The sequence below is a fragment of the Mesorhizobium sp. 01N446 genome (assembly GCF_056399285.1).
Window position 1 is genome coordinate 43,506 of record NZ_JBFTRA010000016.1, and the last position, 22,906, is coordinate 66,411.

Here is a 22,906-nt window from a genome sequence, read left to right on the forward strand (position 1 = left end):
GCGCCAGCCATTTTGGCGTCACGCGTGGCGGATCTCGGTTCCCAGCACCTTCAGGCATTCGCGGATGAACGCGGCAAGTGCTGTCCAGCCCTTGGCGGACACCATCGTCCCGTCCACATAGGCATCGGTGGGAGACAGGTCGATGTAAGTGCCGCCGGCAAGCGTCACCTCCGGTTCGCAAGCCGCGAGAGCACCAACCTTCTTGCCACGGACGACACCGTCGACCGCGATCAGAATCTGGACGCCGTGGCAGATCGTGAAGATCGGCTTCTTGGTTTCGTGGAAATGGCGCACGATCGCCTGCACGCGCTTGTCGGTCCGAATGTATTCCGGCCCGCGGCCGCCCGCGCAGTAGACGGCATGATACTGGTCGAGCTGTCTTTCGGCTTCCGAGAACGTCTTGTTGATCAGCGCGTAGTGGCCGAGCTTTTCAGTGTAGGTCTGGTCGCCCTCGAAATCGTGCAGCGAGGTCTTGATCAGGTCTCCGGCGTTCTTGTCCGGGCACACGACGTGAACCGTGTGGCCCACGGCCTCCATCGCCTGCTGGTAGACGAAGATCTCGTATTCCTCGGTGAACTCACCGGTCAGCATCAGTATTTTCTTGCCTGGCATGGCTCTTCCTCCTCAATGTTTTGGGCTGGGCAAGGCGCGGTTCGCGCCTTGCGGTTGCGTGAAATGGGACAGGGTCAGAACGGCGAGTCCGGGAAATAGTATTCCTTGGCATTGGCCTGGGTGATCAGCGGCGCGTCGAGCTTGACAGTGCCGCGGACGGGTGCCTGGCCGATCAGGTTGGCGACGGTCATGTAGATCGCCGTCTTGATCATCGACGGCGGGTACGGCGTCTCGACCGGTGTCATCGCGTCGCCGTCGATCACCTTCTTCACGATGTCCTTCATGCCGTTGCCGCCAAGCGCCAGTTTGATGTCGGTCCGGCCCGACTGCTTCACGGCCTCCAGCACGCCAAGCAGCATGTCGTCGTCATTGGCCCACACCGCATCGATATGCGGATATTTGGCCAAATAGTCCTGCATCAGCTTGAAGGCCTCGTCGCTGTTCCAGTGGGCATACTGAATGTCCAGCACCTTCAGTCCGGTGCCCTTGATCGTGTCCTGGAAGCCTTTGATGCGCTCGTCATCGATGACGGTCGGAATGCCGCGCAGCACGACGAGGTCGCCCTTGCCGCCCAGCTTGTCGATCATGAACTTGGCGGTATTGGCGCCCACCGCGATGTTGTCGCCGGCGAGATAGAGGTCCTGGATCGAGGAGTCCGTCAGGCCCCGGTCAACGACGGTGATGAAGGTCCCCGCACCCTTGATGGCCTTGACCGGCTGGGTGAGTTCCTCCGAGCTGTAGGGCAGAATGACCAGGGCATCCAGCTTGCGGCTGGCGGACAGATCCTCGAGTGCGCTCACCTGTTCGGCTGCCGACGGCGACGTCTTGACGACCACTTCCACGTCCGGGAAAGCCGCATTGATTTCCTTGGCGGCCTGCTGGGCGTGGTATACGACGCCCGCGGTCCAGCCATGGTCCGCCGCCGGTATCGACACCGCGACGACCTTCTTGTCTTGCGCCATGGCCTGTCCGGCCAGGAGCAGCGAGCCAAGGGCGGCAGCCGCGATCCATTTTCTACTCAACATTCTCTTCTCCCATTGGACCTGCAAAAACCGGCTCCCGTGTGGTCCGGACACGGGGCTATTTCGAATTGGAAAACCGCTGGATGAGCATGGCGATGATGATGATGACGCCCTGAACGGCGGCAACGAGGTATTCGGAAACGAAGTCCGACAGCACCATGAGGTTGGCGATCAGCTCCAGGATGACCGCGCCGGCGACCGTTCCCCACACATGACCCTTGCCGCCCCGCAATGCGGTGCCGCCGATCACCACGGCGGTGATCACCTGCAATTCCCAGAGCTGTCCGGTTGTCGGCGTGGCGGCGCCCAGGCGCGGTACGTAGCAGATCGCGGCGATCGCCACGCAGGCGCCCTGGACGATATAGGCAATGGTGCGGGTCTTGATGACCGAGATGCCGGAATAGCGCGCGACATCCTCATTGGCGCCCACCGCCGCGCATTTGCGCCCGTACTTCATCTTGTAGAGGATGAAGGATGCGACGGCGGCAACCGCGACGGAAATCAGGATCGGGATCGGAATGCCGGCGACCGTGCCGAAATAGACAGGCCGGTAGGCTTCGCGCAGCGACCGGTCGATCGGTATCGTGCCGCCGTCGGTCAGATAGGTGATCAGCGCCCGGAAAATCCCCATCGTGCCGAGCGTCGCGATGAACGGTTCTATCCGCCCCACTGTCACGATCAGCCCGTTGGCCAGCCCGCACAGCAGGCCGACCAGGATGGCCACGACCATCCCGGCGGGAATCGCCCAGAGGCCGGCATGCGGCGCCACCGCGTTCATGAACATGATGGTGATGCCGGTGACGAAAGCGGCCATCGAGCCGACGGAAAGGTCGAGCCCTCCCGATGAGATCACGAATGTCGCACCGACCGCGATGATCGCGATGAAGGCGCTGCGGGTGATCACATTGGCAAGGTTGGTGGCCGAGAGAAAGTCCGGATTGACAAGGAAGCCCGCCACGAGCAGGGCAGCCAATGCCAGGAAGGGCCCGACATCGGTCCAGGTGAGGTTCAGATCGCTGATCCGGCGTGCGGATGGGGATCCGGTCATGACAGCCATTCTGTTCCTCCCTCGGCTTCTCGCCTCGGCTTGGGGCCACTGGTCGCCAGCAGCGCCACATTGCTTTCAGTCATTTCGGCGCCACTGACCTCACCGGTGACGTGGCCCTCACGCATCACCAGGATGCGATCGCAGATGCCGATCAGCTCCTGCATCTCCGATGAGATGACGATGCAGGCCTTGCCCTTGGCGACCAGGCCATGGATGAAGGCGTAGATCTGCGCCTTGTTGGCGATGTCGATGCCGCGCGTCGGCTCGTCGATGATAACCACCGACGGGTTGGTCAAAAGAACCTTGGCCAGCAGCAGTTTCTGCTGGTTGCCGCCCGAGAGCTGGACCGCCTTGGCGCCCGGGCTCTTCACCCTGATGTCGTAGGTCTCGACGGCCTTTTCCAAGGCCTCCGTTTCGCGGTGGCGGCCCATCCAAAGGCCGGGATGGAACACATCCAGTGCGGACAGCGTCAGATTGGGCGCCAGGCGCTCCTGCAGCAGCAGTCCCTTGCCCTTGCGGTCCTCGGTCAGGTAGCCGACGCCGGCGTCGATCGCGGCGCGCTGCGAATGGAAGTGGACCGGCTTGCCCTCGAGCTCGACCGTCGCGGTTGCCGGACGCAGTCCGGTGATGCCCTCGAACAGTTCGGTCCGGCCGGCGCCAACCATGCCGGCAAAGCCGAGGATCTCGCCCTTGTGAACCGTGAACGATACGTTCTGGGCATAGCCGGCAACGGTGGCGTTCCTGACGCTCAGCATCGGCACATCCGACGGCGCCACCCGCCTTTCAGGATAGAGCGCGGCCAGTTCGCGGCCGACCATCAGGCGCGCCATGTCCATCTGATTGAGGGTCTTGCCTGGATAGGTGCCGACCATCTTGCCGTCGCGCAGCACGGTCACCTTGTCGGCAACACGCTGCACCTCGTCCAGCCTGTGGCTGATATAGAGCACGGCGGTGCCGTGAGCCTTCAGCTGCAGGACAATTTCCAGCAGCCGCTCGACTTCGCCGCCGGTCAGCACGGCGGTCGGTTCGTCGAAGATCACCAGCTTGAAGTCGTCGAGCAACGCGCGGGCGATCTGCACCATCTGCCGGTCGGCCAGCGAGATGTCGCGCACCAGTGCCGTCGGCGATACGAAGCAGCCGATCCCCGCCAGCTTCTCGGCCGCCTGACGCCGCATCGTCCGGTCATCCACGAAGGGGCCGCGCGAAAGCTCGCGCCCGAGAAACAGATTGTCCGCCACCGTCAGCGCCTCGGCGAGCAGGATTTCCTGATGCACCAGCGCGATGCCGGCATCCTGTGCCTGGCTGGGCTTGGTGAACCTCACCGGCTGGCCATTCATCGACAAGGTGCCGGCCGTAGGCTCGATATAGCCGGACAGCAGCCGCATCAATGTCGACTTGCCGGCGCCGTTCTCGCCGATGATGGCGTGGATCTCGCCGGGCAAGACGTCGAGCACGACATCCGACAGCACCGTCACCGGGCCGTATTGTTTCGACAGGCGCTCGGCCCGCAGCACCGGTTCGACGGCGCCCGGCACGCCACCAAAAGGCAACGTGCCTCCTCCCTCTCCGGCGATGTTGGCGGCAATGGACATCAGTTCCGATCTCAATCGAAGGCCGGAAGCAAGCGATCGCGCGAATGCTCGATATGGATGCGCATCGCCTTTTGGGCGGCATCGGGATCGGCGGCGCCGAACGCGGCGAGGATCGCCTCGTGTTCGTCGAGCGCCTCCTCGGTCACGCGGGCATGATACATCAAGCGAAAGATATGGAAGTGGGTGTGCTGGTGGCTCAACGTCTGCCGGATGAGTTCGTTTTCGGAAAACTCCATGATCTTGTCGTGGAAGATCGCGTCCTGCCGGGCGAAATTCGAATAACGCAGGCGCTCGTCCTTGCCTTCGCGCCGTGACATCACGCCGGCCGCTTCCAGCAAGATGTTGAGCTTGGCTTCGTCCATGGCAGCGGCGGCTTTCGCCGCGGCATGCGGCTCAAGCAGAAGGCGCATCTCGTACAATTCGTCGAAGCGGCGCCGCGTGATTTGCGGTGCCGCGCGATAGCCGATCAGGTGCGTCTTGAGCACAAGGCCTTCGCCTTTGAGGCGGCCGAGCGCCTCGCGGATCGGGGTGTGCGAGACGTTGAATTCCTTGACCAGGCTGTCGACGGTGATGCGCGAACCCGGCGCGATCTTCAGCGCCATCAACTGTGCGAAGATCGCTTCGTAGACATCCTCGACCAGGCTGTTGGAGCGCTGGATGCGACCGCCGAGGGCGGTGGTTTCGGTCGTGTCGGTCGGGTTCGCGATCTGCATCTTTTTACCTCTTGACAGTGTGGACTGCTAACATGATGCTCCAGCGGATGCAATCCTATATCCTATACGATTTTAAAGCGGATATGTTTTCCGGCCCGTTACATGGGTGCCGCAGGGCGTCCAGACGCCGTTGCGGACAGATGGCGGATCCGTCGCCACAACCCTTCCAGTTTAGCCGCCGTCAAAGGACAAAAGATCATCATGAGCCTCTTCGCCGCCCTCCGGCTTCCGCGTGAAATCCTTTTCGGGAAAGGCCAGCGCCATGCGCTGCCGACAGTCGCCGGCAGGTTCGGCCGGCGCGCCCTGGTCTGTACCGACGAGCGTTTCGCCGGCACGGCCGTGTTCGCGGAAATCGTCAAATCGCTCGAGGACGCCTCGATCGAGGTGCTGGTGCATGACCGCGTGCTTCCCGACGTGCCGCGCGACAGTGTCGGCATTTGCGTCGACGAGGCCAGGAAATTCCGGCCCGAGATGGTGATCGGCATCGGCGGCGGCAGTTGCCTCGACTTCGCCAAATGTGCCGGCTTGCTGCTCAGCCATGGCGGCAAACTCCAGGACTATTATGGGGAGTTCAAGGTGCCCGGCCCGACGTTGCCGCTGATCGCGGTGCCCACCACGGCGGGTACAGGCTCCGAGGTGACGCCCGTCGCGGTGATCTCCGATCCCGACCGGACGCTCAAGGTCGGCATATCGAGCCCCTATCTGATCGCGGCGGTTGCTTTGTGCGACCCGGAACTGACGATGACCTGCCCCCCTGCCCTGACCGCGATAGCCGGCGCCGATGCCTTGACCCATGCGATCGAGGCCTTCACCGCGAAACAGCGCGGTGAAGATCCAAGCCTGCCGCAACAGCATGTCTTCATCGGCAAGACGGCGCTGACAGACCATTTCGCCCTGCTGGCCATGAAACTGCTGGGCCGCAGCCTGGAGAAAGCCTGCGCCGACGGCACCGATGCCGATGCGCGCGCCGATGTGATGATGGGCGCGCTGGCGGCGGGCTGCGCGTTCGGTACCGCCGGAACGGCGGCGGCGCATGCCGTGCAATACCCGGCCGGCGCCCTCACCCACACCGCGCACGGATTGGGCGTGGCGACGATGATGCCTTACGTCATGACCTATAACACCCGCGTGGTCGCCGCCGAAATGGCCGAGATCGGCGGGGCGCTTGGCCTCGAGGCCAAGGGACGGAGCGTCGAGGAGATGGCGGACGCCACCATCAAGGAAATCCGGCGGTTATTCACGGCGATCGGCATCACGCCGACGCTGGCCGATCTCGGCCTTCCCGCCGAGAAGCTCGACTGGACCGCCGATCAGGCGCTCGGCATCGACCGCCTGATCAAGAACAACCCCCGCTCCTTCGATCTCGTCGCCATGCGACGCCTGGTTCAGGCAGCCCATGACGGCGACCTCGAAGCCTGCGCCATGTGATCCACGGAACAAGACAATGAACCTTCCTCCCAATGCGCTGCGGATCGACCAGGACGGCTATGACGTTCGCGGCTTCTCGCACGGACTTTACATCGACGGCAGATGGCGACCATCTTCCGATGGCCGGGTCATTGACGTCGTCGATCCCTCGTCGGGGTCTGTGATTGCAGCGGTCCCGGACGCGACGCTCGAGGATGCCTTGGCCGCCGTCGATGCGGCTGGCAAGGCGGCGACGGCATGGCGGGAGACGGCGCCACGCAAGCGCTCGGAAATCCTCAGGCGCTGTTTCGAACTCATGGTCGAACGATCGGAAACGCTTGCCATGCTGATCTCGCTGGAGAACGGCAAGGCTCTGCGCGACGCGCGCGGCGAGGTTGCGTACGCCGCCGAGTTCTTCCGCTGGAACGCGGAAGAAGCGGTTCGCATCACCGGCGAGTTCGGCACCGCGCCGTCCGGCGCCAACCGCATCGTGGTCGACTATGAGCCGATCGGCATCTGCGTGCTGATCACGCCCTGGAATTTTCCTGCCGCGATGGCGACACGAAAGATCGCGCCGGCATTGGCCGCCGGTTGCACGGTGATCCTGAAGCCGGCCAGCGAAACACCGCTGACGGCCTATGCGCTGGCCGCGCTCTACAACGAGGCCGGCGTCCCGGCGGGCGTCGTCAACGTGCTCACCACGACCAGTCCCGGTCCGCTGACATCGGCCATGCTGGCCGATCCGCGCGTCAGGAAGCTTTCCTTCACCGGTTCGACAGGCGTCGGACGAAGCCTGCTTGGCGAAGCCGCCAAGCATGTGGTCTCCTGCTCGATGGAGCTCGGCGGCAATGCACCCTTCGTCGTTTTCGATGATGCCGACCTCGATGCCGCGCTCGACGGCGCCATGATCGCAAAGATGCGCAATGCCGGCGAGGCCTGTACGGCCGCCAATCGCATCTATGTTCAGTCGGGCATCCATGACGCATTCGCCGACGGCCTTCGCAAGCGCATGGCAGCTCTCAAGGTCGGACCAGGCATGAGCGCGGATACCGAGTGCGGACCGATGATCACCAGAAAGGCGGTCGACAAGATCGACCGCCTGGTCAAGGACGCCGTGGGCCGGGGAGCCAAGGTGCTTTGCGGCGGCTCGATCCCGGAGGAGGAAGGCTTCTTTTACCCGCCGACGGTCCTGTCGCAGGTTTCGCCCGACGCCGACATGGCGCATGAGGAGATTTTCGGGCCGGTAGCGCCCATCACGCGATTCGAGACCGAGGCCGAAGCCATCATGCACGCCAACAACACGGAATACGGCCTTGCCGCCTACATCTATACGCGCGATGTAGGCCGGGGATTGCGTGTGGCATCGAGGATCGAGGCCGGCATGATCGGCCTCAACCGGGGGCTGATGTCGGACCCCGCGGCACCCTTCGGCGGCGTCAAGCAGAGCGGCCTGGGTCGAGAGGGCGGCCAGCATCACGGCATCGCCGAGTTCATGGAGGCGAAGTATATCGCCGTGACCTTCTGATCATGCAGAAAGATCCCTTCCGCACCCGCGACCACGTCGCCGACTTCGACGACATCGTGGCCGATATCGTGGCGCGCAGCGCTGCCACCCGGGCGACGCTGCCCATGGTGGCTGATGTCGCCTATGGCAACAGCGCGGCCGAGAGGCTCGACCTGTTCTTTCCGCCGGGCGGGCGCAAGGATCTGCCGGTTCATATTTTCATACACGGCGGCTACTGGCGCATGTTTTCAAGGAGCGACCATTCCTATGTGGCGGAGACAGTCACCAAAGCCGGTGCGATCGCGGTCATCGTCGATTATGCGCTGATGCCCGAGGTCAGGATGGCGGCGATCGTGGAACAGGTCCGGCGCGCCAAACAATGGGTGCTGGACAACGTCGTCGACCATGGCGGCGATCCCGGCCGGATAAGCGTCAGCGGCCATTCGGCCGGTGCGCACCTGACCACATTCCTCTTCGAAAAGGCGCCAATGCCATCATGCGTCCGAGCGGCGCTGCTGCTGGGCGGCCTCTACGACCTGAAGCCCCTGCAGAAATCCTTCCTTGAGCCGCTGATCGGCATCACCGACGAGGAGACTGCCGCCTTCACGCCAATGACCCGCTTGCACGACCCCAAGACGGCAGTGACCATTCTCGTCGGGGACCAGGAAACGCCGCCCTTCCACCAGCAAGCGGCCGACTTCGGAGCGCTCCTGCGCGCCCGGGGGCACAGTGTGCGCGATCTCCGCCTGAATGACCGGAACCACATGAACAGCTTGCGGGATCTGGGCATCATCGGCACACAGGCTGGCGACTGCCTGATGCAGACGATTGAAGCAACCCTCGCCTAGCGCACAGCGAAACAGCTTTGCTCTCATTGGCCATTCAGCGGATTCGATTTGCTTGGTGATCCCCCACCCTTAGGGCAAACTCCCTGCCGGGGCTGCAGGAGGTGAAATGAGAGCACGCGCAGCAACGCTCGGGGATCTCGAGGACGTCTTTCATGGCCTGTCCAAGCGGATGTCGGAGGAGTACGCGGCGGCCGGCAAGGACAGCAAGATCGCCTACGACAATCTGATGATGAACCTGAAGGAAGGCCGGGCGCACGCGCTGGTCGAGGGCGAGAAGGCCGTGGCGATCATCGCCTGGCATGAGAACAGCGACGCCGCCGATACGCTGTTCGCTGCCCAGGAGGACTTCTTCCGCGCCTCGACCGTGCGCTTCTGCAAGCGGCATATCAGACATATCCAGGCGCTTGCGGGCAATCTTCCCATCCACTCGCGCAGCTGGCTGCAGGGGCCCGACGTCGCCCGATGGTTCGGCATTATCGGCTATGTCGAGCACGGCCGGGAGAATGGCGCCAACCTGTTCGAACTGCCGCCGGCTCGTGCCGCATAGAACGATGGATAGCTTGCTGACCTGCGCAGAGAGTTGGAGCTCTTCGCCGTTTCCATGACACGGTGAAACGTTCTAGCGCCCGAATATGGCATTCATCAGCGGCAGCCTGAAGCGGCCACCCGAAGGACTTCGGGCGACCTCTTTCGCAATCCCGCGGCGCTTCTCTTGCGCGATGGACTCCAGGTCCCGGAACAATCCAGCGTCATAGAACCGAAAGGCCTCGACCTTTCGGAACGCCTTGACGCCGGCATTCGATATCCACTCCTCGCCGCCTTGTTTCGTGACGACGACGTGCGTTTCGTTCTTCACGATGCGCGCCACACGCTCTTCATCCGGTTTCTCTCCCGGCGCAAAGAACGGGATGACCCTCTTCATGGTCCCTTGCGGGTCGGACACAAAATCCTCGTATCCCACCAGCAGACGCTCGAATTTAACCCGGCTGTCCACCCATTTTGCCATGAAGGCAGCCCATCCATCGGTTCGGATAAGCACGAATTCCTTGAAGCTTTCCTTGGTGTCGGCGCCGCCGTCGAGGAGATACAGTTCAAAGTCCGAGACCGTTCCCGGCATGAACGACCGATGCTGGACCAGATAAGGAACGTCCGGCAGGATCCGACCCGATAGATCGAAATCGTGGTTCTTCGAGAAGTGGACCCCCGGCCGGATGCACGGGAAGGTGCGGCAACAATCGGGATTGTCGGTGCGGTAGAACAGGCAATAATTGAAATCGTTGCCGAAATAGCTCAGGGCGAGCCGATGCATCAGGTGATGGCCGCTGCGTGGCCAGCTTATGCCGGCGACGTATCTGATTTTCACTTTCGACGATCCTTGAGCCGGCCCTTTCGATATCGATTAGCTAGCTGGCGAACTCGGAGAAGTCTACCGACTTTGACGGGTACCAACTGACATCCAGAGCCGCCCTTTCGACTGCCCCAGCAAGCGGCTTGCGCAGGGCAACGATTGGCGGAATGTTACGGGACGGGCAACCGGGACCAAACCGGCAGGCCGAGACCGATATGGCTGCTGGAAAATGTCGCGAGCTTGCTTTGCCTTTCTTGCCTTAGTCGTCTTGCCAACGCCGGTTGAGGCAAGCGAGCGCATGTCTCATCTGCTTGACCGCTCCAGCCTGCCGATCGCCTATTTTCGCGAATCGGATGTTGTGACTGCATACACGACTGCAATGGCGCGCTTCCGTCTGCAGTTCACAGGGCGTCCCGGCGAAACCAATCTTGCGGTCTCTCTCGAACCATCGCTTTTGCGGGCGGAGTTCCGTGCGCGGACATGGCGCTCTGCGGACGGCAGCTTGTTGCAAGGCTTCGCCGGCAAGGGCGGCTTCCGATTGACCATCGGTAACTGCCTGGCGCGTATCTGCGCTGCCAGCGAATGCAGCGACGCCGGTTGGCCGGTTTACGCCTGCAGCGACGGGCGCAAGCGCAAGATGTCCGTCACGGATTTTGTGACGGCAAGCTTCGATGGCGTCCCCTATCGTCGATTGAGCGCCCCCCCTTCACAGGAATGACGGCGCGCGGTGTCTACCATCTTACCGAGGCAGGCGTTCAGCAAGGGCGGTATTCCTTTCCTTCACCGCGAACGCCGCCTGCACCGCACGGTTGACCGTCACCGGCAGGATCGACATGTGGTTTTCGCCGGCATGCAACTCGAAGCTGGCGCGCAGCCCAGGCAGCGCATCGAGGCGCTCGGCCATCGCCCGCGCGAATTCGTCAGTGCGTGTCAGCTTCTTCTGCTGCAGGCGTTTCTCCTCGTCCTCCGCGCCTACCTGAAACGGCGCCAGCTTCTCGGTCTCGTACTCGCCGGCCGACAGGATCACATCCGCGGTCAGGCCATGGGGGACGGCCGCCTCTAAAGCCTCGAGAAAGCGGTCGATGGCACGGTCCTCCCAATAGATCGCGGGGCTGGCCGCGATGAAGGTTCGGAACGAAAGCGGGCGTGTGAACAAAGCGTAGAGTGCGAACAAGCCGCCGAAGGAATGGCCGCAGAGCGCCTGGCGGCTTGGATCGATCCTGGTCCGGCTGGCGACCCAGGGCTTCAGCTCATCCTCGATGAAGGCCAGGAACTGCCCTGCCCCGCCGGTCCCGACTTCCGGAGTGCCCTCATAAAAGGGCGGATAGGTCTTGCCGGGCGGCGGGCCAAGGTCCCAGGAGCGCCGCAGCGGGTCATAGGCGCCCTCGACGGGATAGCCGATGGCGACGATGACGCCCCAGCCGACATTGGTGCCCGAGGGATAGAAGGCCTGCGCGCGCATGGCGTCGACCGCTGTGCCGATGATGGCGTTGCCATCGGTCATGTAGAGCACCGGCCAGCCGGCCTCGGGCGCCGGTCCGGACGGCACGTGGATGAAGACCCGCCAGGGGTCTCTGCCCGCGCGGGGCAGAAGATCGTGGACGGTGGTGTCCGCGATCAAGGCGGGAGACGCCTTCGTTGCATCGGTCATGACGATCTCCGGGTCAAAATCAGCGGCGGCTCAACAGCCACATCAGCACCGGGCCGCCGATCAGCGTGGCGACGATGCCGGCCGCGATCTGGCGCGGGAAGATGGCGGTACGGCCGATCCAGTCGGCGCAGACCATGATCAGTGCGCCGGCAAGCACCGCGCCGATGGCTTGCGGCAGCGCGCGCGACAGGCCGAGGCGGCGCGCAAGGTGCGGCGCCATCAGGCCGATGAAGGTCAGCGGCCCGACCACGAGCGTCGAGGCCGCGGTGAGCGCTGCAACCATCAAAAGCACAAGGAGCCGCGTTAACCTGAGGTTGAGGCCGAGGCTTTGCACCGCGGCGGATCCGAGCGGCAGCATGTCCAGCCAGCGGATGAAGAGCGGGGCGATCAGGAACAGGCAAAAGGCGATCGAGGAGGTGAAAAACGCCGAGCCCGCGTCAACGCCATAGGTCGAGCCGGTGAGCCAGTTGAGCAGAAGCATGGCGCGCGGGTCGCCCGTGGCGGTGAGCACCAGGATCAGCGCGTCGAACAGGGCGGTCAGGGCGACGCCGGCAAGCAGCAGCCGTTCCGGCGCATAGGCGGCGCGCCTGCCGATGGCCAGCGTCACCAGCAAAGCGGCGAAAGCGCCGATGGTGGCGGCTGCAGTCTGCGCGGGACGGCTGGCATCGGACAGCGAAAACAGCGCCACCATCATGCCGAGCGCGGCACCGGCGCTGATGCCGAGCACTTCGGGGCTGGCCATCGGATTGCCGGTCAGTCGCTGCATCATCAAGCCGGCCAGCGCCAGCATGGCGCCTGCGGCAAGTGCGGCACATACGCGAGGCAGCCGCCAGGACAACAGGGGCTGCAGCTGGTCGCCGGATGCGAACGTCCAGCCATGCGGCCCCGGTGCATAGAGCAGGGCAAGCCCGACGAGCAGAAGCAGGAGGCCGCCGATCACCGCCAGCACGAGGGCGGAGTGGCGGGTGCGCGGCAGGTGATGCGACCCGAATGCCGGCGTTTCCAGGCCGAGCGAAAGACGCGGCAGCAGCCACAGCAGCAGCGGCACGCCGAGAAGCGCTGTCATCGCGCCGGTCGGCAGCAGGTCGCCTTGCGGCCCGGTCGCAATCTGCACGCCCTGGTCGGCGGCCCACAGCAAGGCGCCGCCGATGAGCGGCGCCATCACCAGTTGCTGGCCAAGCCGGCGGGCGCCGCCGATGCGCGCGAGTGTCGCGGCGGCAAGGCCGACGAAACCGATGACGCCGACGGCGGCGACGACAAAGGCAATCAGCGCGACCGCTGCCGCCAGTCCGGCGAAGCGATAGGCGCCGAGCGGGACGCCGAGGCTGCGCGCGCCTTCATCGTCGAGGCCGAGCAAGGTCAGCGGCCGCACCATCAGGCCGATCAGCAGCGCGGCGGCGCCCAGGCGCGGCAGGAGCCACAGTGTCGTCGACCAGTCCTGCTGGCCGAGCGAACCGGCGCCCCAGATGAACAGGCTGGCCAGCCATTCATGCCGCAGCACCACCAGGGCGGCGCCAATGGCGCCGGCATAGAGGCTGACGACAAGCCCGGCGAGCACCACCGAAAGCGGCGACAGGCCCTTGTGCCAGGACAGCGCGAAGACCGCGGCGAGGGCGGTGAAAGCGCCGGCAAGCGCCACCCATTCGCGGCCGAAGGCAAGCAGCGACGGCGCAAGCAGCGTCGCCAGCGCCAGCGCCAGATAGGCGCCGGCCGAGACGCCGACGGTTTCGGGCGAAGCGAGCGGGTTGCGCAGGACCTGCTGCAACACCGTCCCGGCCAGACCGAGGGCGGCGCCGCAGAGAAGGCTGATCGCAAGTCTGGGCAGGAAGGCGTAGTGGACGAGCACCTGCCGCATATCGTCGATATCAGGGCTTGCAAGCGCGTCGAGCCAGAGCGCCGGCGGCAATTGCACTGATATGTTGGAGAGCGTCGCGGCGGCTGCCACGCCGACAAGCACGGCGCAAAGCAGGATCGCGCCCAGGGGATATCTGTCTGATAGGCGAGCCGTCGACCGACGATCGGAGGCGAGGCTGGCGTCGTCGGACAGGCTTGCTTGCTGCTCAGCCACCGGCGCGCTCCGCCGTCAGCGCCTCGGCCAGCAGCCGGGCAAAACGGCTCGCCGAAGGCAGCGTGCCGAACATCAGTACAGGGGGCAGACGCATGATCGAGCGGTTGCGCACGAAAGACATGGCGTTCCAGACGGGGCTTTCGGTCAGCGTGCCGCCCGCCCCTTCGGGCAGAGGTTCGAGATAGGCAAGGCGGGCATCGCTTGATGTCGCCAGGCCATCGATGCCGACGGTTGCAAACCCCCAGTAATTGGTCTCGCCGGTCCAGGCGTTGCGGATGCCGATGCGGTCGAAAACCGCCTGGAACAGGCTCTTCTCGCCATAGACGCGCACATTGCGCGGATCGAGGAAGCTGACGACGTAGATCGGCCGCGCCGAAAGCCGCTCCAGCCTCTGCCTGACATCGGAGAAACAGCCTTCCGTCGCGGCGATCAGCGCCTCGCCTTCGCTTTCCTTGCCGACCAGTGCCGCGAGCTGCCGGGTCGCCTCGACGGCGCGCCGAAAGGGCTGGCCGTCCGGCATGTAAATGCCGATCGTCGTCACTGGCGCGACGCGCTCGAGCAGTGGCTTGATGCCGTCGAGATAGGGGATGGAGAGGATGATGTCGGGGCGAAGCTGCTGCAGGAATTCGAGATTGGGCTCCAGGATCGTGCCGATATCGGCGACCTCGGGCGGCAGCTTCGGCTCGACCACCCACTTCTCCCAGACCTCGTGGTCGGCGACGGCGACCGGCGTGACGCCGAGCATGAGCAAGGTTTCCGCCAGCCCGTCGTCGAGGCAGACGATGCGCAACGGCTTCGCCCCGGCTGCTCGTGGCATGAGTGCGGCCAAAGGCAGCCCGAACAGCGCCAGCGCGTAGCGCCGCGTCATCCAACCGCCCAAGCGATTGGCCGGCTCTGCCAGACAGGTCTTATGATCTGTTTCCAATTCGGCGTGCCTGTCTGCGGACTCCGGCCTCGATCGGCCCATATGGGTTGACTATGAAACATGACTTTCATAGTCAACATTTAAGATGCACGCGGGAGTCAACAATCCGGCTGGCCCACGTCTGGCGCTGCGACTCCCCGCCGCAGCCGCAAGGCGTGCTGGCGCTGGATTGATCGGCGGCATCATCTTTTGCCCGCGAACACGGTCCAAATAGAATAGGATGGAAGCGCGCCATCCGGGCGCGGATGCGTGTTGCATTCGAGCCAGTGGCCGAAAAACCGGTGACAAGCGCCGCCGGAAGGTGTTGAAGATGACGGCCGACGCAGTGAGGGGCGTGCGATCGGGTTGCACTCGGCAAGTGTTGATGGTTTGTTGCCGGTCTGCGGAGAACGAGTGATGCGAGAATCGATCGGTCAAGACGAATACGGGTCGGCGAACCCTTTCGATCCGGACGACCTGCCCAATCTGAATGCGATAGGGCCAGGGATCGGCAACAATGATTTCGAGAAATACGCCGTCGCCGTGATCATCGTGTTCGGCGCCCTGATCATCGGCGGGCTGATGGCCGCGTCGATGACCTTCGGTCATCGCAACGGGTTCCTCTTCGCGCTTGGCGGCGCTACCTCGGCCTGGATCTCGGGAAACGCGCTTCTGCTCGACAGGCCTCGCATCTACGCGCTGTTCGTCGGCATCGCCGCCTTGATGCTGATCGCATCAACCGTCACGCTGATTACCTGACGGCCCTCGCCGGGCCGTGAACCAGCGCCTGTCCAAGAGACCCGTATCTCAATATCCGAGCGCCTCGCCTGAGGCGGCGCGGCTGTCGATCGCGCCATTGTAGCGCGCGCCGCCACCCTTCTCGATTTCCGCCAGGCTCTTGCCGCCAACGAGAATGCCGGCCGCCTGGCCCCAGGTCTGGTCACTCAAATCGAGATGATAGCCCATGCCGGCGAGCAGCCTTTCGGTGTCCGGCGACAGGCCGAACGGCTCGACATAGACTTTATCGGGCAGCCATTGATGGTGGATGCGCGGCGCGTCGATCGCCTCCTGGATGTTCATGCCGTGGTCGATGACGTTGACGATCGCCTCTAGCGTGATGGTGATGATGCGCGAGCCGCCCGGGCTGCCGATGACCATGAACGGCTTGCCGTCCTTAGCCACGATGGTCGGGCTCATCGATGACAAAGGCGTCTTCTTCGGCTGGATGGCGTTGGCCTCGCCCTGGACCAGGCCGTAGAGGTTGGGCAAGCCCGGCTTCTGGGTGAAATCGTCCATCTCGTTGTTGAGCAGGATGCCGGTGCCGTCGGCAACGACGCCGGCGCCGAAGGAGCCGTTCAGCGTATAGGTCACCGCGACCGCGTTGCCGTCCTTGTCGATGATCGAATAATGCGTCGTCTCCTTCGATTCGCCAAAGCCCTTCGGCATCAAATCCTGCGACACGCCGGCCCGGAACGGATCTATCTTGTCGCGGATGTCCTTGGCGTAGGCCTTATCCAGCAGTTTCGAGACCGGATTGTCGACGAAATCGGGATCGCCGAGCGCGGAATTGCGGTCGACATAGGCATGGCGCATCGCCTCGACCATGACATGCACGGTCTCGGCCGAGCCGGCGCCGAGATAGGACAGCGGATAGCCCTCAAGCACGTTGAGGATTTCGCAGATGATGACGCCGCCGGAGCTGGGCGGCGGCGAGGAGGTGATCTCATAGCCGCGATAGGAGCAAGTGACCGGCTTCAGTTCGCGCACCGCATATTGCTCGAAATCGGCCTTGGCCAGGATGCCGCCCTTGGCGCCGCTCGCCTTGACGATCGCGTCGGCGATGGCGCCCTTGTAGAAGGCGTCGGGGCCTTTGTCGGAAATCGCCGAGAGCGAAGCGGCAAGGTCTGGCTGGGCGAGCCGCTCGCCGATGCCATAGGGCTTGCCGTCGGGTTTCAAGAAGGCTGCTGCCGCGGCCGGGTCCTTCGCCAGTCTTTCAGCACTGCCGGCGAATGAGGCGGCATCGCCCTGATTGAGGACGAAACCGTCCTTGGCATAACTGATCGCCGGCGCCATCAGATCCTGCCTGGACAGCGTGCCGTATTTCTCACGCGCCATTTCGAGACCGGCCACCGAGCCCGGCACGCCGACGGCGAGATAGCCGTCCAGGCTGGCGCCCTTCACCGGATTGCCGTCCTTGTCGAGATACATGGTCTTGGTCGCGGCCAGCGGCGCGCGCTCGCGGAAATCGAGGAAGGTCGATTTGCCATCGGCGAAACGGATGGTCATGAAGCCGCCGCCGCCGATGTTGCCGGCATTGGGGTAGACGACGGCCAGCGCATAGCCGACCGCGACCGCAGCATCGACGGCATTGCCGCCCTTCTTCAGCACCTCGACGCCGACTTCAGAGGCCAGATGCTGGGCCGTGACCACCATGCCGTGCTCGCCCTTGGCTGGCGCTGGCGAGGCGGCGAAGACGCTCGTCAACGGCGCGAGTGCGAAGGTTAGGGAAAGACTGGCGGCGATCAGTGTCCGGCGGGTGAAGTGCATGGCGGGTTCTCCTGGCGGGATACCTAAAAGAGCCCGTCGCAGCGGCCGAGTCCACTATCAACGGTGGGCCAGACGCATCAATTCAGATGTCAGGCGTGTCAGACAATTCCGCCCGAGCCGCCGGCGACAGCCGGGCGTTCGGCCGCGACTTTGGCGCGATAGCCCGCCGCCCGATAGGCAGCGACGGGATCGATGGCGCCGCCGGTCTTCAGCCGCGCCATGGCCAGGATCGGCTCGACATCGGTGCGGTAGGCCATTTTTAGCGTCTGGGTCGCCATCAGCGCGTCATTGCCGTCCTGGAAACCTTCGAGCGCCTTGCGGTCGACCAGCAATGCCTGCGCATAGGCGCGCTGCACCTCGACCGCCGACAGCATCAGGCTTTCGATCGGATCGGTGACGTTATGGCTCTGGTCGAGCATGTGGGCGGGATCGAACCCCTCGGCGCTGGACAGTTCGGCATCGACGAGTTCGTTGAAGACCAGGAACAGCCGGTAGGGATCGATCGAACCGGCGTCGAGATCGTCGTCGCCATATTTCGAATCGTTGAAGTGGAAGCCGCCGAGCTTCTTGAACTGGATCAACCGCGAGACGATCATCTCGATGTTGACGTTGGGCGCGTGGTGGCCGAGGTCGACGAGACAGAACGCCTTGTCGCCCAATTCCTTTGATATGAGGTAGTTGGTGCCCCAATCCTGCACGACCGTGGAATAGAAGGCCGGCTCGTACATCTTGTGTTCGGTGAACAGCTTCCAGTCGGCGGGCAGCCCGGCATAGACCTCCTTCATGGCGTCGAGATAGCGCTCGAACGCCTTGGCGAAATTGACCTGGCCGGGAAAGTTCGAGCCGTCGCCGATCCACACCGTCAGCGCCTTGGAGCCGAGCGTCTTGCCGATCTCGATGCATTCGAGATTGTGCTCGACCGCCTGACGACGCGTGCCGGCATCGGCATGCGACAGCGAGCCGAATTTGTAGGAGAGTTTCTGGTCCCTGGCGTCGGAGAAGGTGTTGGAATTCATGGCATCGAAGCCGAGGCCGAAGCGCGAGGCCGCCTGCTTCAGCCGGTTCGGATCCGCCTTGTCCCATGGAATATGCAGCGAGACGGTCGGCGTCGCCTGCGTCAACTGGCTGATGACGGCGCAATCCTCGATCTTGTCGAAGATGTCGCGCGGTTCGCCGGCGCCGGGAAAGCGGGCAAAGCGCGTGCCGCCGGTGCCGACGCCCCAGGAGGGGATCGCAACGGCGAATTTCTCGACCTTGCCGCGGATGGCGTCGATGGCGATGCCGCGACGGTCCAGGCGTTCGCCAAGCGAGGCGTAGTCGCGCTCGAGGTCGGGCTTGCGGGCGGCGTTGTGGCTGGCGACGACGTCGGCGGAGATGATGGTCTCGGACAAACTGCTATTCCTCCCAATATGTTCGGGCCGCTGCCCCTCACCGCCTGCCGGCCCTTCTCCCCGTATAGTGACGGGGAGAAGGGCGAAGCGTCTATCGCGTAAAGCTCTGTGCGTTGCCGGCGTCGACGTTGATGATGTTGCCGGTCGATTTGGCCGACATGTCGGAAGCGAAGAAATAGATCGCCTCGGCGATGTCTTCCGGAAACACCGAGCGCTTCAGCATCGAGCGCGAGCGGTAATGTTCCTCCAGATCGTCGGTCGACATCTTGTAGGCGGCGGCGCGCTGTTCCTTCCACTCGCCGGTCCAGATCTTCGAGCCGCGCAGCACCGCGTCCGGATTGACGACATTGACCCTGATCTGCGCTTCCGCGCCCTCTAGCGCAAGGCATCGCGCCAGATGGATTTCGGCGGCCTTGGCGGTGCAATAGGCGGCCGCATTGGGCGAAGCGGCAAGGCCGTTCTTGGAGGCGACGAAGACGACATTGCCGCCGATTTTTTGGACCCGGAACAGCCGGAACGCCTCCCGCGAGACCAGGAAATAGCCGGTCGACAGGATGTCCATATTCTTGTTCCATAACGCCAGCGTCGTTTCCTCGATCGGCGCAGAGGAGGCGAGACCGGCATTCGACACCAGAATGTCGATGCCGCCGAACTCCACCGCCGTCTCGGCAAAACCCGCGACGACCTGGTCTTCCGAGGTGACGTTGATCACCACCGGGCGGACGAAATCCTTGCCATAGGCCTTGGCCAGTTCCTCATTGGCGCTGGCGAGCGCTGTTTCATCGATGTCGGCCAGCACGACGCAGGCGCCTTCGCGCAGCAACCGGTTGGCGGTTGCCCGGCCAATGCCGCCGGCGCCGCCGGTGACCAGCGCGATCTGGCCGGCAAGCGACTTCGGCTTCGGCATGCGCTGCAATTTGAGATCCTCGAGCAACCAGTATTCGATGTCGAAAGCTTCCTGAGCCGGCAGGCCGACATAGGACGAGACGGTCGAGGCGCCGCGCATGACGTTGATGGCGTTGACATAGAATTCGCCCGAGATGCGCGCCGTCGCCTTGTCGCCGGCGAAGGTGAACATGCCGACGCCGGGCATCAGGTAGACCACGGCATTAGGATCACGGATGGCGGGCGAGTCCGGATGCTTGCAGCTGTCGTAATAGGCCTGGTAGCCGACGCGGTATTCGGCGATGTCGTCGGCGAGGCGCGCGATGACCGCATCGACATCGGGCTTGGCCGGGTCGAACTCGATGACCAGCGGGCGGATCTTGGTGCGCAGGAAGTGGTCGGGGCATGAGGTGCCGAGCGCCGCCAGCGGGCGCAGATCCCTGGAGTTGACGAATTCGAGCACGGCGGCGGAATCGTCGAAATGGCCGAGCTTGTGGCTCTTTTCCGAGATCAGGCCGCGGATTTTCGGCATCAGTTTCGCCGCGATGGCGCGGCGCTCCCTGGCATCGAGCGACTTGACCACTTCGCCGCCGAAGATGGCGAGGCCCTCGGAGCGGCGCTCGAACCACTCGATCGCCTGGTTGATCACCGAGATCGTCGTCTCGTAGCACTCCTTGGGCGTATCGCCCCAGGTGAACAGGCCATGGCTTTCCAGGATGACACCCTTGGCAGCGGGATTTTCCGTGCAGAATTTCTCCAGCCACAGGCCAAGCTCGAAGCCCGGCCGCTTCCACGGCAGCCAGCCAATGGCGTCGCCGAAGATCTCGTTGGTCAGCGCTTTGGAATCCTTCGCGGCGGCAATCGCGATGATGGCATCGGGATGCATGTGGTCGACAAAAGGCCTGGGCACATAGGCGTGAAGCGGCGTGTCGATCGAGGCCGCGCGCGGGTTGAGATTGAACGTGCAGTGGGGCAGATATCCCACCATCTCGTCCTCATGCTCGACGCCGCGATAAAGGCCCTTCAGCGCCCGCAACTTGTCCATGTAGAGCGTGGCGAAGCCGTCGAGCTTGATGGAGGCGCTGTCGCCGCCGGAGCCCTTGACCCACAGCACTTCGACGGTCTCGCCGCTGAGCGGGTCCTTCTGCCAAATCTTTGAGGAGGTGTTGCCACCGCCATAGTTGGTGACGCGCTTGTCGGAACCCAGCGTGTTCGAGCGATACACCAGAAGCTCAGGATCGCTCATCCCCTTGGCTTTCGCATCATCCCACAGATTGGCAAGGCGCGAGCCGGAGCGCTTGTCGAGCATAGTTATCCTCCCTGGGACGCAAAAAGCCGCGGTCCATTTTGCCGGGAATGTCTACGCAAGCAGCCCGCTTGTCAATCACAAACGATCAATATCAATCATATTGCACTGCACAATGAAATTATATGATCGGAAATGATTGACACTGCTCGTTTTGAGTGCCTAGATGGCCAGGCAGGGAGGAACCATGCACGAAAAAGAGCGCCACAGGATCATTCTGTCCGCCGTCCAGGAAAAGCCTGTGGTGACGGTGCAGGAGATGGTCGACCTGACGGAGTCGTCCGAGGCGACGATCCGGCGCGATATCGCGGCTCTCCATGTCCAGAAGCGCCTGCGCCGGGTGCGCGGGGGCGCCGAGGCAATCTCGCCGCCGCAGTTCATCGGCCTCGCCGGCCGGCCGTTTTCCGTCAACGAAACGATCAACGCTTCGCAAAAGCGGGCGATCGCCCGCGAGGCTGTCGAATTGTGCGGGGATGGCGAGCCGATCATCATCAATGGCGGCACCACCACCTTCCAGATGGTGCATTTCCTGACCGGCCGCCGCATGCCGATCTTCACCAATTCATTCCCGATCGCCGAGCATCTGCTCAAGCACTCCAAGAACACGGTGATGCTGTCGGGCGGCACGATCTATCGCGAGCAGAACATCATCCTGTCGCCCTTCGACAATGACGTGACGCGCAATTTCTATGCGCGCCGCATGTTCATGGGCGCGCAGGGGCTGGGACCGCTCGGCCTGATGGAAGGCGACCCATTGCTGATCCAGGCCGAGCAGAAACTGATCGACCAGGCCGACGAGCTGGTGGTGCTGGTCGATTCCTCGAAATTCCGCAAACGCTCCAGCCTGATCCTGTGCGGCCTGTCGCGCATCGCCACCGTCATCACCGATGACGGCATCGAGGATCGCGAAGCCAAGATGTTGGAGACCGCGGGCGTGACGCTGATCGTCGCCCGCAAATCGGCGAAGGAAGAATCTTCACTGCAGGCCTGAGACGCCCGCAGCGGCGATGGAAATGCAACGCTCAAGGGAGGATATACGATGAGTTTTCTGAAGAAATTGATGGTGACGGCCGCGTTCTCGGCCGCCATGTTCGTGAATGCCGCCTATGCCGAGAACGTCAAGATCGCGCTGGTGGTGAAGTCGCTCGGCAACGGCTTCTTCGACGCCGCCAACAAGGGCGCCGAAGAGGCGGCCAAGGAACTCGGCGATGTCGACATCATCTACACCGGCCCGACCAAGGCGACCGCCGAAGCGCAGATCGAAGTGGTCAACTCGCTGATCGCGCAGAAGGTCAACGCCATCGCGATTTCGGCCAATGACGCCGACGCGCTGGTGCCGGTGCTGAAGAAGGCCATGGAGCGCGGCATCACCGTCATCTCCTGGGATTCCGGCGTCGCCAAGGAAGGCCGCCAGCTTCATCTCAACCCGTCTGACACCGGCCTGATCGGCGAGACCATCATCAAGCTTGCCGCCGACTATCTGCCGGAAGGCGGCGATGTCGCCATCCTGTCGGCCTCCTCGACCGCGACCAACCAGAACGCCTGGATCGACGCGGCCAAGAAGGTGCTGCCGGAGAAGTTCCCCAAGATCAAGCTGGTCGCCACCGTCTATGGCGATGACGATTCGGCCAAGAGCACCGACGAAGCCAAGGGCCTGCTGAAGTCCTACCCGAACCTCAAGGCGATCATCGCGCCGACCACCGTCGGCGTCGTTGCCGCGGCCCAGGTGGTCACCGACGAGAACCTGATCGGCAAGGTCAATGTCACGGGCCTCGCGCTGCCTTCCGAGTTCAAGAAGTTCATCGACAACGGTGCTTCACAGGCCGTGGCTCTTTGGAACCCGATCGACCTCGGCTACTCCGCCGTCTACCTCGCCCATGACCTGGCGGTGAAGAAGGAAGAGGCCAAGCCCGGTGCGACGCTGTCGATCGGCCGCGTCGGCAAGGTCACGCTCGACGATACCAACTCAGCCGCGATGGCTCCGCCCTTCCAGTTCGACAAGACCAATATCGAGAAGTTCTCCAAGATCTATTGATCTGGACCCTCTCAAGCCGTCGCGG

The 22,906-nt window shown here is 63.6% G+C and carries 20 protein-coding genes; 8 read left to right on the forward strand and 12 right to left on the reverse strand.

Translation table 11 applies throughout. The features are described 5' to 3' along the window. Positions 1-18 precede the first annotated feature (18 nt). The 5 genes from AC1DPX_RS33835 to AC1DPX_RS33855 all read right to left on the reverse strand — a co-directional run bounded on the left by AC1DPX_RS33835 (position 19) and on the right by AC1DPX_RS33855 (position 4,987). Positions 19-612 carry a DJ-1/PfpI family protein gene (locus tag AC1DPX_RS33835; protein WP_010913455.1) on the reverse strand — a complete coding sequence of 198 codons (594 nt, stop codon included), beginning with the start codon at positions 610-612 and terminating at the stop codon, positions 19-21. A 74-nt stretch (positions 613-686) separates the two neighbouring features. After that, positions 687-1,637 (reverse strand): substrate-binding domain-containing protein, encoded by a 951-nt coding sequence (locus tag AC1DPX_RS33840; RefSeq protein ID WP_477242277.1) that lies wholly within the window; start codon positions 1,635-1,637, stop codon positions 687-689. Positions 1,638-1,692: 55 nt separating this feature from the next. Next, on the reverse strand, positions 1,693-2,691 hold the full coding sequence (locus AC1DPX_RS33845; RefSeq protein ID WP_477242279.1) for an ABC transporter permease: 999 nt from the start codon (positions 2,689-2,691) through the stop codon (positions 1,693-1,695). After that, positions 2,679-4,274: a sugar ABC transporter ATP-binding protein gene (locus AC1DPX_RS33850; protein ID WP_477242281.1), complete on the reverse strand. Its 1,596-nt coding sequence runs from the start codon at positions 4,272-4,274 to the stop codon at positions 2,679-2,681. The genes AC1DPX_RS33845 and AC1DPX_RS33850 overlap by 13 nt, the downstream gene beginning before the upstream one ends. An 11-nt stretch (positions 4,275-4,285) precedes the next feature. After that, the gene (locus AC1DPX_RS33855) at positions 4,286-4,987 is read right to left on the reverse strand and encodes a GntR family transcriptional regulator (RefSeq protein ID WP_477242283.1); all 702 of its coding nucleotides are present in this window, start codon (positions 4,985-4,987) and stop codon (positions 4,286-4,288) included. Between the two features lie 201 nt (positions 4,988-5,188). Between AC1DPX_RS33855 and AC1DPX_RS33860 the strand changes: the two genes are divergently transcribed. The 4 genes from AC1DPX_RS33860 to AC1DPX_RS33875 all read left to right on the forward strand — a co-directional run bounded on the left by AC1DPX_RS33860 (position 5,189) and on the right by AC1DPX_RS33875 (position 9,293). Beyond that, entirely contained in the window at positions 5,189-6,415 is a 1,227-nt protein-coding gene (locus tag AC1DPX_RS33860) for an iron-containing alcohol dehydrogenase (protein ID WP_477242285.1), read from the forward strand. A gap of 16 nt (positions 6,416-6,431) precedes the next feature. Beyond that, complete coding sequence (locus AC1DPX_RS33865; RefSeq protein WP_477242287.1) at positions 6,432-7,919, forward strand: NAD-dependent succinate-semialdehyde dehydrogenase; 1,488 nt, start codon at positions 6,432-6,434, stop codon at positions 7,917-7,919. 2 nt (positions 7,920-7,921) lie between these two features. Then, positions 7,922-8,746 carry an alpha/beta hydrolase gene (locus AC1DPX_RS33870; protein ID WP_477242289.1) on the forward strand — a complete coding sequence of 275 codons (825 nt, stop codon included), beginning with the start codon at positions 7,922-7,924 and terminating at the stop codon, positions 8,744-8,746. Positions 8,747-8,852: 106 nt separating this feature from the next. Beyond that, positions 8,853-9,293, forward strand: coding sequence for a hypothetical protein (locus tag AC1DPX_RS33875; protein WP_477242291.1), 441 nt, complete (start codon positions 8,853-8,855; stop codon positions 9,291-9,293). A gap of 72 nt (positions 9,294-9,365) precedes the next feature. On the opposite strand, the gene AC1DPX_RS33880 is transcribed toward AC1DPX_RS33875, so the two are convergent. Continuing rightward, a complete protein-coding gene (locus AC1DPX_RS33880; protein ID WP_477242293.1) occupies positions 9,366-10,109 on the reverse strand; it encodes a hypothetical protein in 744 nt (247 codons plus the stop codon). 283 nt (positions 10,110-10,392) lie between these two features. Here AC1DPX_RS33880 and AC1DPX_RS33885 point away from each other — a divergent pair, with 283 nt between their 5' ends. After that, positions 10,393-10,812, forward strand: coding sequence for a hypothetical protein (locus tag AC1DPX_RS33885; RefSeq protein WP_477242295.1), 420 nt, complete (start codon positions 10,393-10,395; stop codon positions 10,810-10,812). 21 nt (positions 10,813-10,833) lie between these two features. On the opposite strand, the gene AC1DPX_RS33890 is transcribed toward AC1DPX_RS33885, so the two are convergent. From AC1DPX_RS33890 to AC1DPX_RS33900, 3 genes are read right to left on the reverse strand one after another with little or no spacing between them, the layout of a single operon-like run. Further along, positions 10,834-11,745: an alpha/beta hydrolase gene (locus AC1DPX_RS33890; RefSeq protein ID WP_477242297.1), complete on the reverse strand. Its 912-nt coding sequence runs from the start codon at positions 11,743-11,745 to the stop codon at positions 10,834-10,836. A gap of 19 nt (positions 11,746-11,764) precedes the next feature. Continuing rightward, entirely contained in the window at positions 11,765-13,813 is a 2,049-nt protein-coding gene (gene fhuB / locus AC1DPX_RS33895; protein ID WP_477242299.1) for a Fe(3+)-hydroxamate ABC transporter permease FhuB, read from the reverse strand. Further along, entirely contained in the window at positions 13,806-14,681 is an 876-nt protein-coding gene (locus tag AC1DPX_RS33900; protein ID WP_477242301.1) for an ABC transporter substrate-binding protein, read from the reverse strand. The genes fhuB and AC1DPX_RS33900 overlap by 8 nt, the downstream gene beginning before the upstream one ends. 453 nt (positions 14,682-15,134) lie before the next feature. On the opposite strand from AC1DPX_RS33900, the gene AC1DPX_RS33905 reads away from it, so the two are divergent. Beyond that, the gene (locus AC1DPX_RS33905) at positions 15,135-15,476 is read left to right on the forward strand and encodes a hypothetical protein (protein ID WP_244730617.1); all 342 of its coding nucleotides are present in this window, start codon (positions 15,135-15,137) and stop codon (positions 15,474-15,476) included. Positions 15,477-15,524: 48 nt separating this feature from the next. Here AC1DPX_RS33905 and ggt read toward each other — a convergent pair whose 3' ends face one another. The 3 genes from ggt to AC1DPX_RS33920 all read right to left on the reverse strand — a co-directional run bounded on the left by ggt (position 15,525) and on the right by AC1DPX_RS33920 (position 20,849). Continuing rightward, entirely contained in the window at positions 15,525-17,264 is a 1,740-nt protein-coding gene (gene ggt / locus AC1DPX_RS33910) for a gamma-glutamyltransferase (protein ID WP_477242303.1), read from the reverse strand. Positions 17,265-17,362: 98 nt separating this feature from the next. Further along, positions 17,363-18,655 (reverse strand): L-rhamnose catabolism isomerase, encoded by a 1,293-nt coding sequence (rhaI, locus tag AC1DPX_RS33915; RefSeq protein ID WP_477242305.1) that lies wholly within the window; start codon positions 18,653-18,655, stop codon positions 17,363-17,365. Positions 18,656-18,746: 91 nt separating this feature from the next. Continuing rightward, the gene (locus AC1DPX_RS33920; protein WP_477242307.1) at positions 18,747-20,849 is read right to left on the reverse strand and encodes a bifunctional rhamnulose-1-phosphate aldolase/short-chain dehydrogenase; all 2,103 of its coding nucleotides are present in this window, start codon (positions 20,847-20,849) and stop codon (positions 18,747-18,749) included. A gap of 184 nt (positions 20,850-21,033) precedes the next feature. On the opposite strand from AC1DPX_RS33920, the gene AC1DPX_RS33925 reads away from it, so the two are divergent. Both AC1DPX_RS33925 and rhaS read left to right on the forward strand, forming a co-directional pair. Next, positions 21,034-21,837: a DeoR/GlpR family DNA-binding transcription regulator gene (locus AC1DPX_RS33925; protein ID WP_013897232.1), complete on the forward strand. Its 804-nt coding sequence runs from the start codon at positions 21,034-21,036 to the stop codon at positions 21,835-21,837. 48 nt (positions 21,838-21,885) lie between these two features. Next, the gene (gene rhaS / locus AC1DPX_RS33930; RefSeq protein WP_056565868.1) at positions 21,886-22,881 is read left to right on the forward strand and encodes a rhamnose ABC transporter substrate-binding protein; all 996 of its coding nucleotides are present in this window, start codon (positions 21,886-21,888) and stop codon (positions 22,879-22,881) included. The last annotated feature ends 25 nt before the right edge of the window (positions 22,882-22,906 follow it).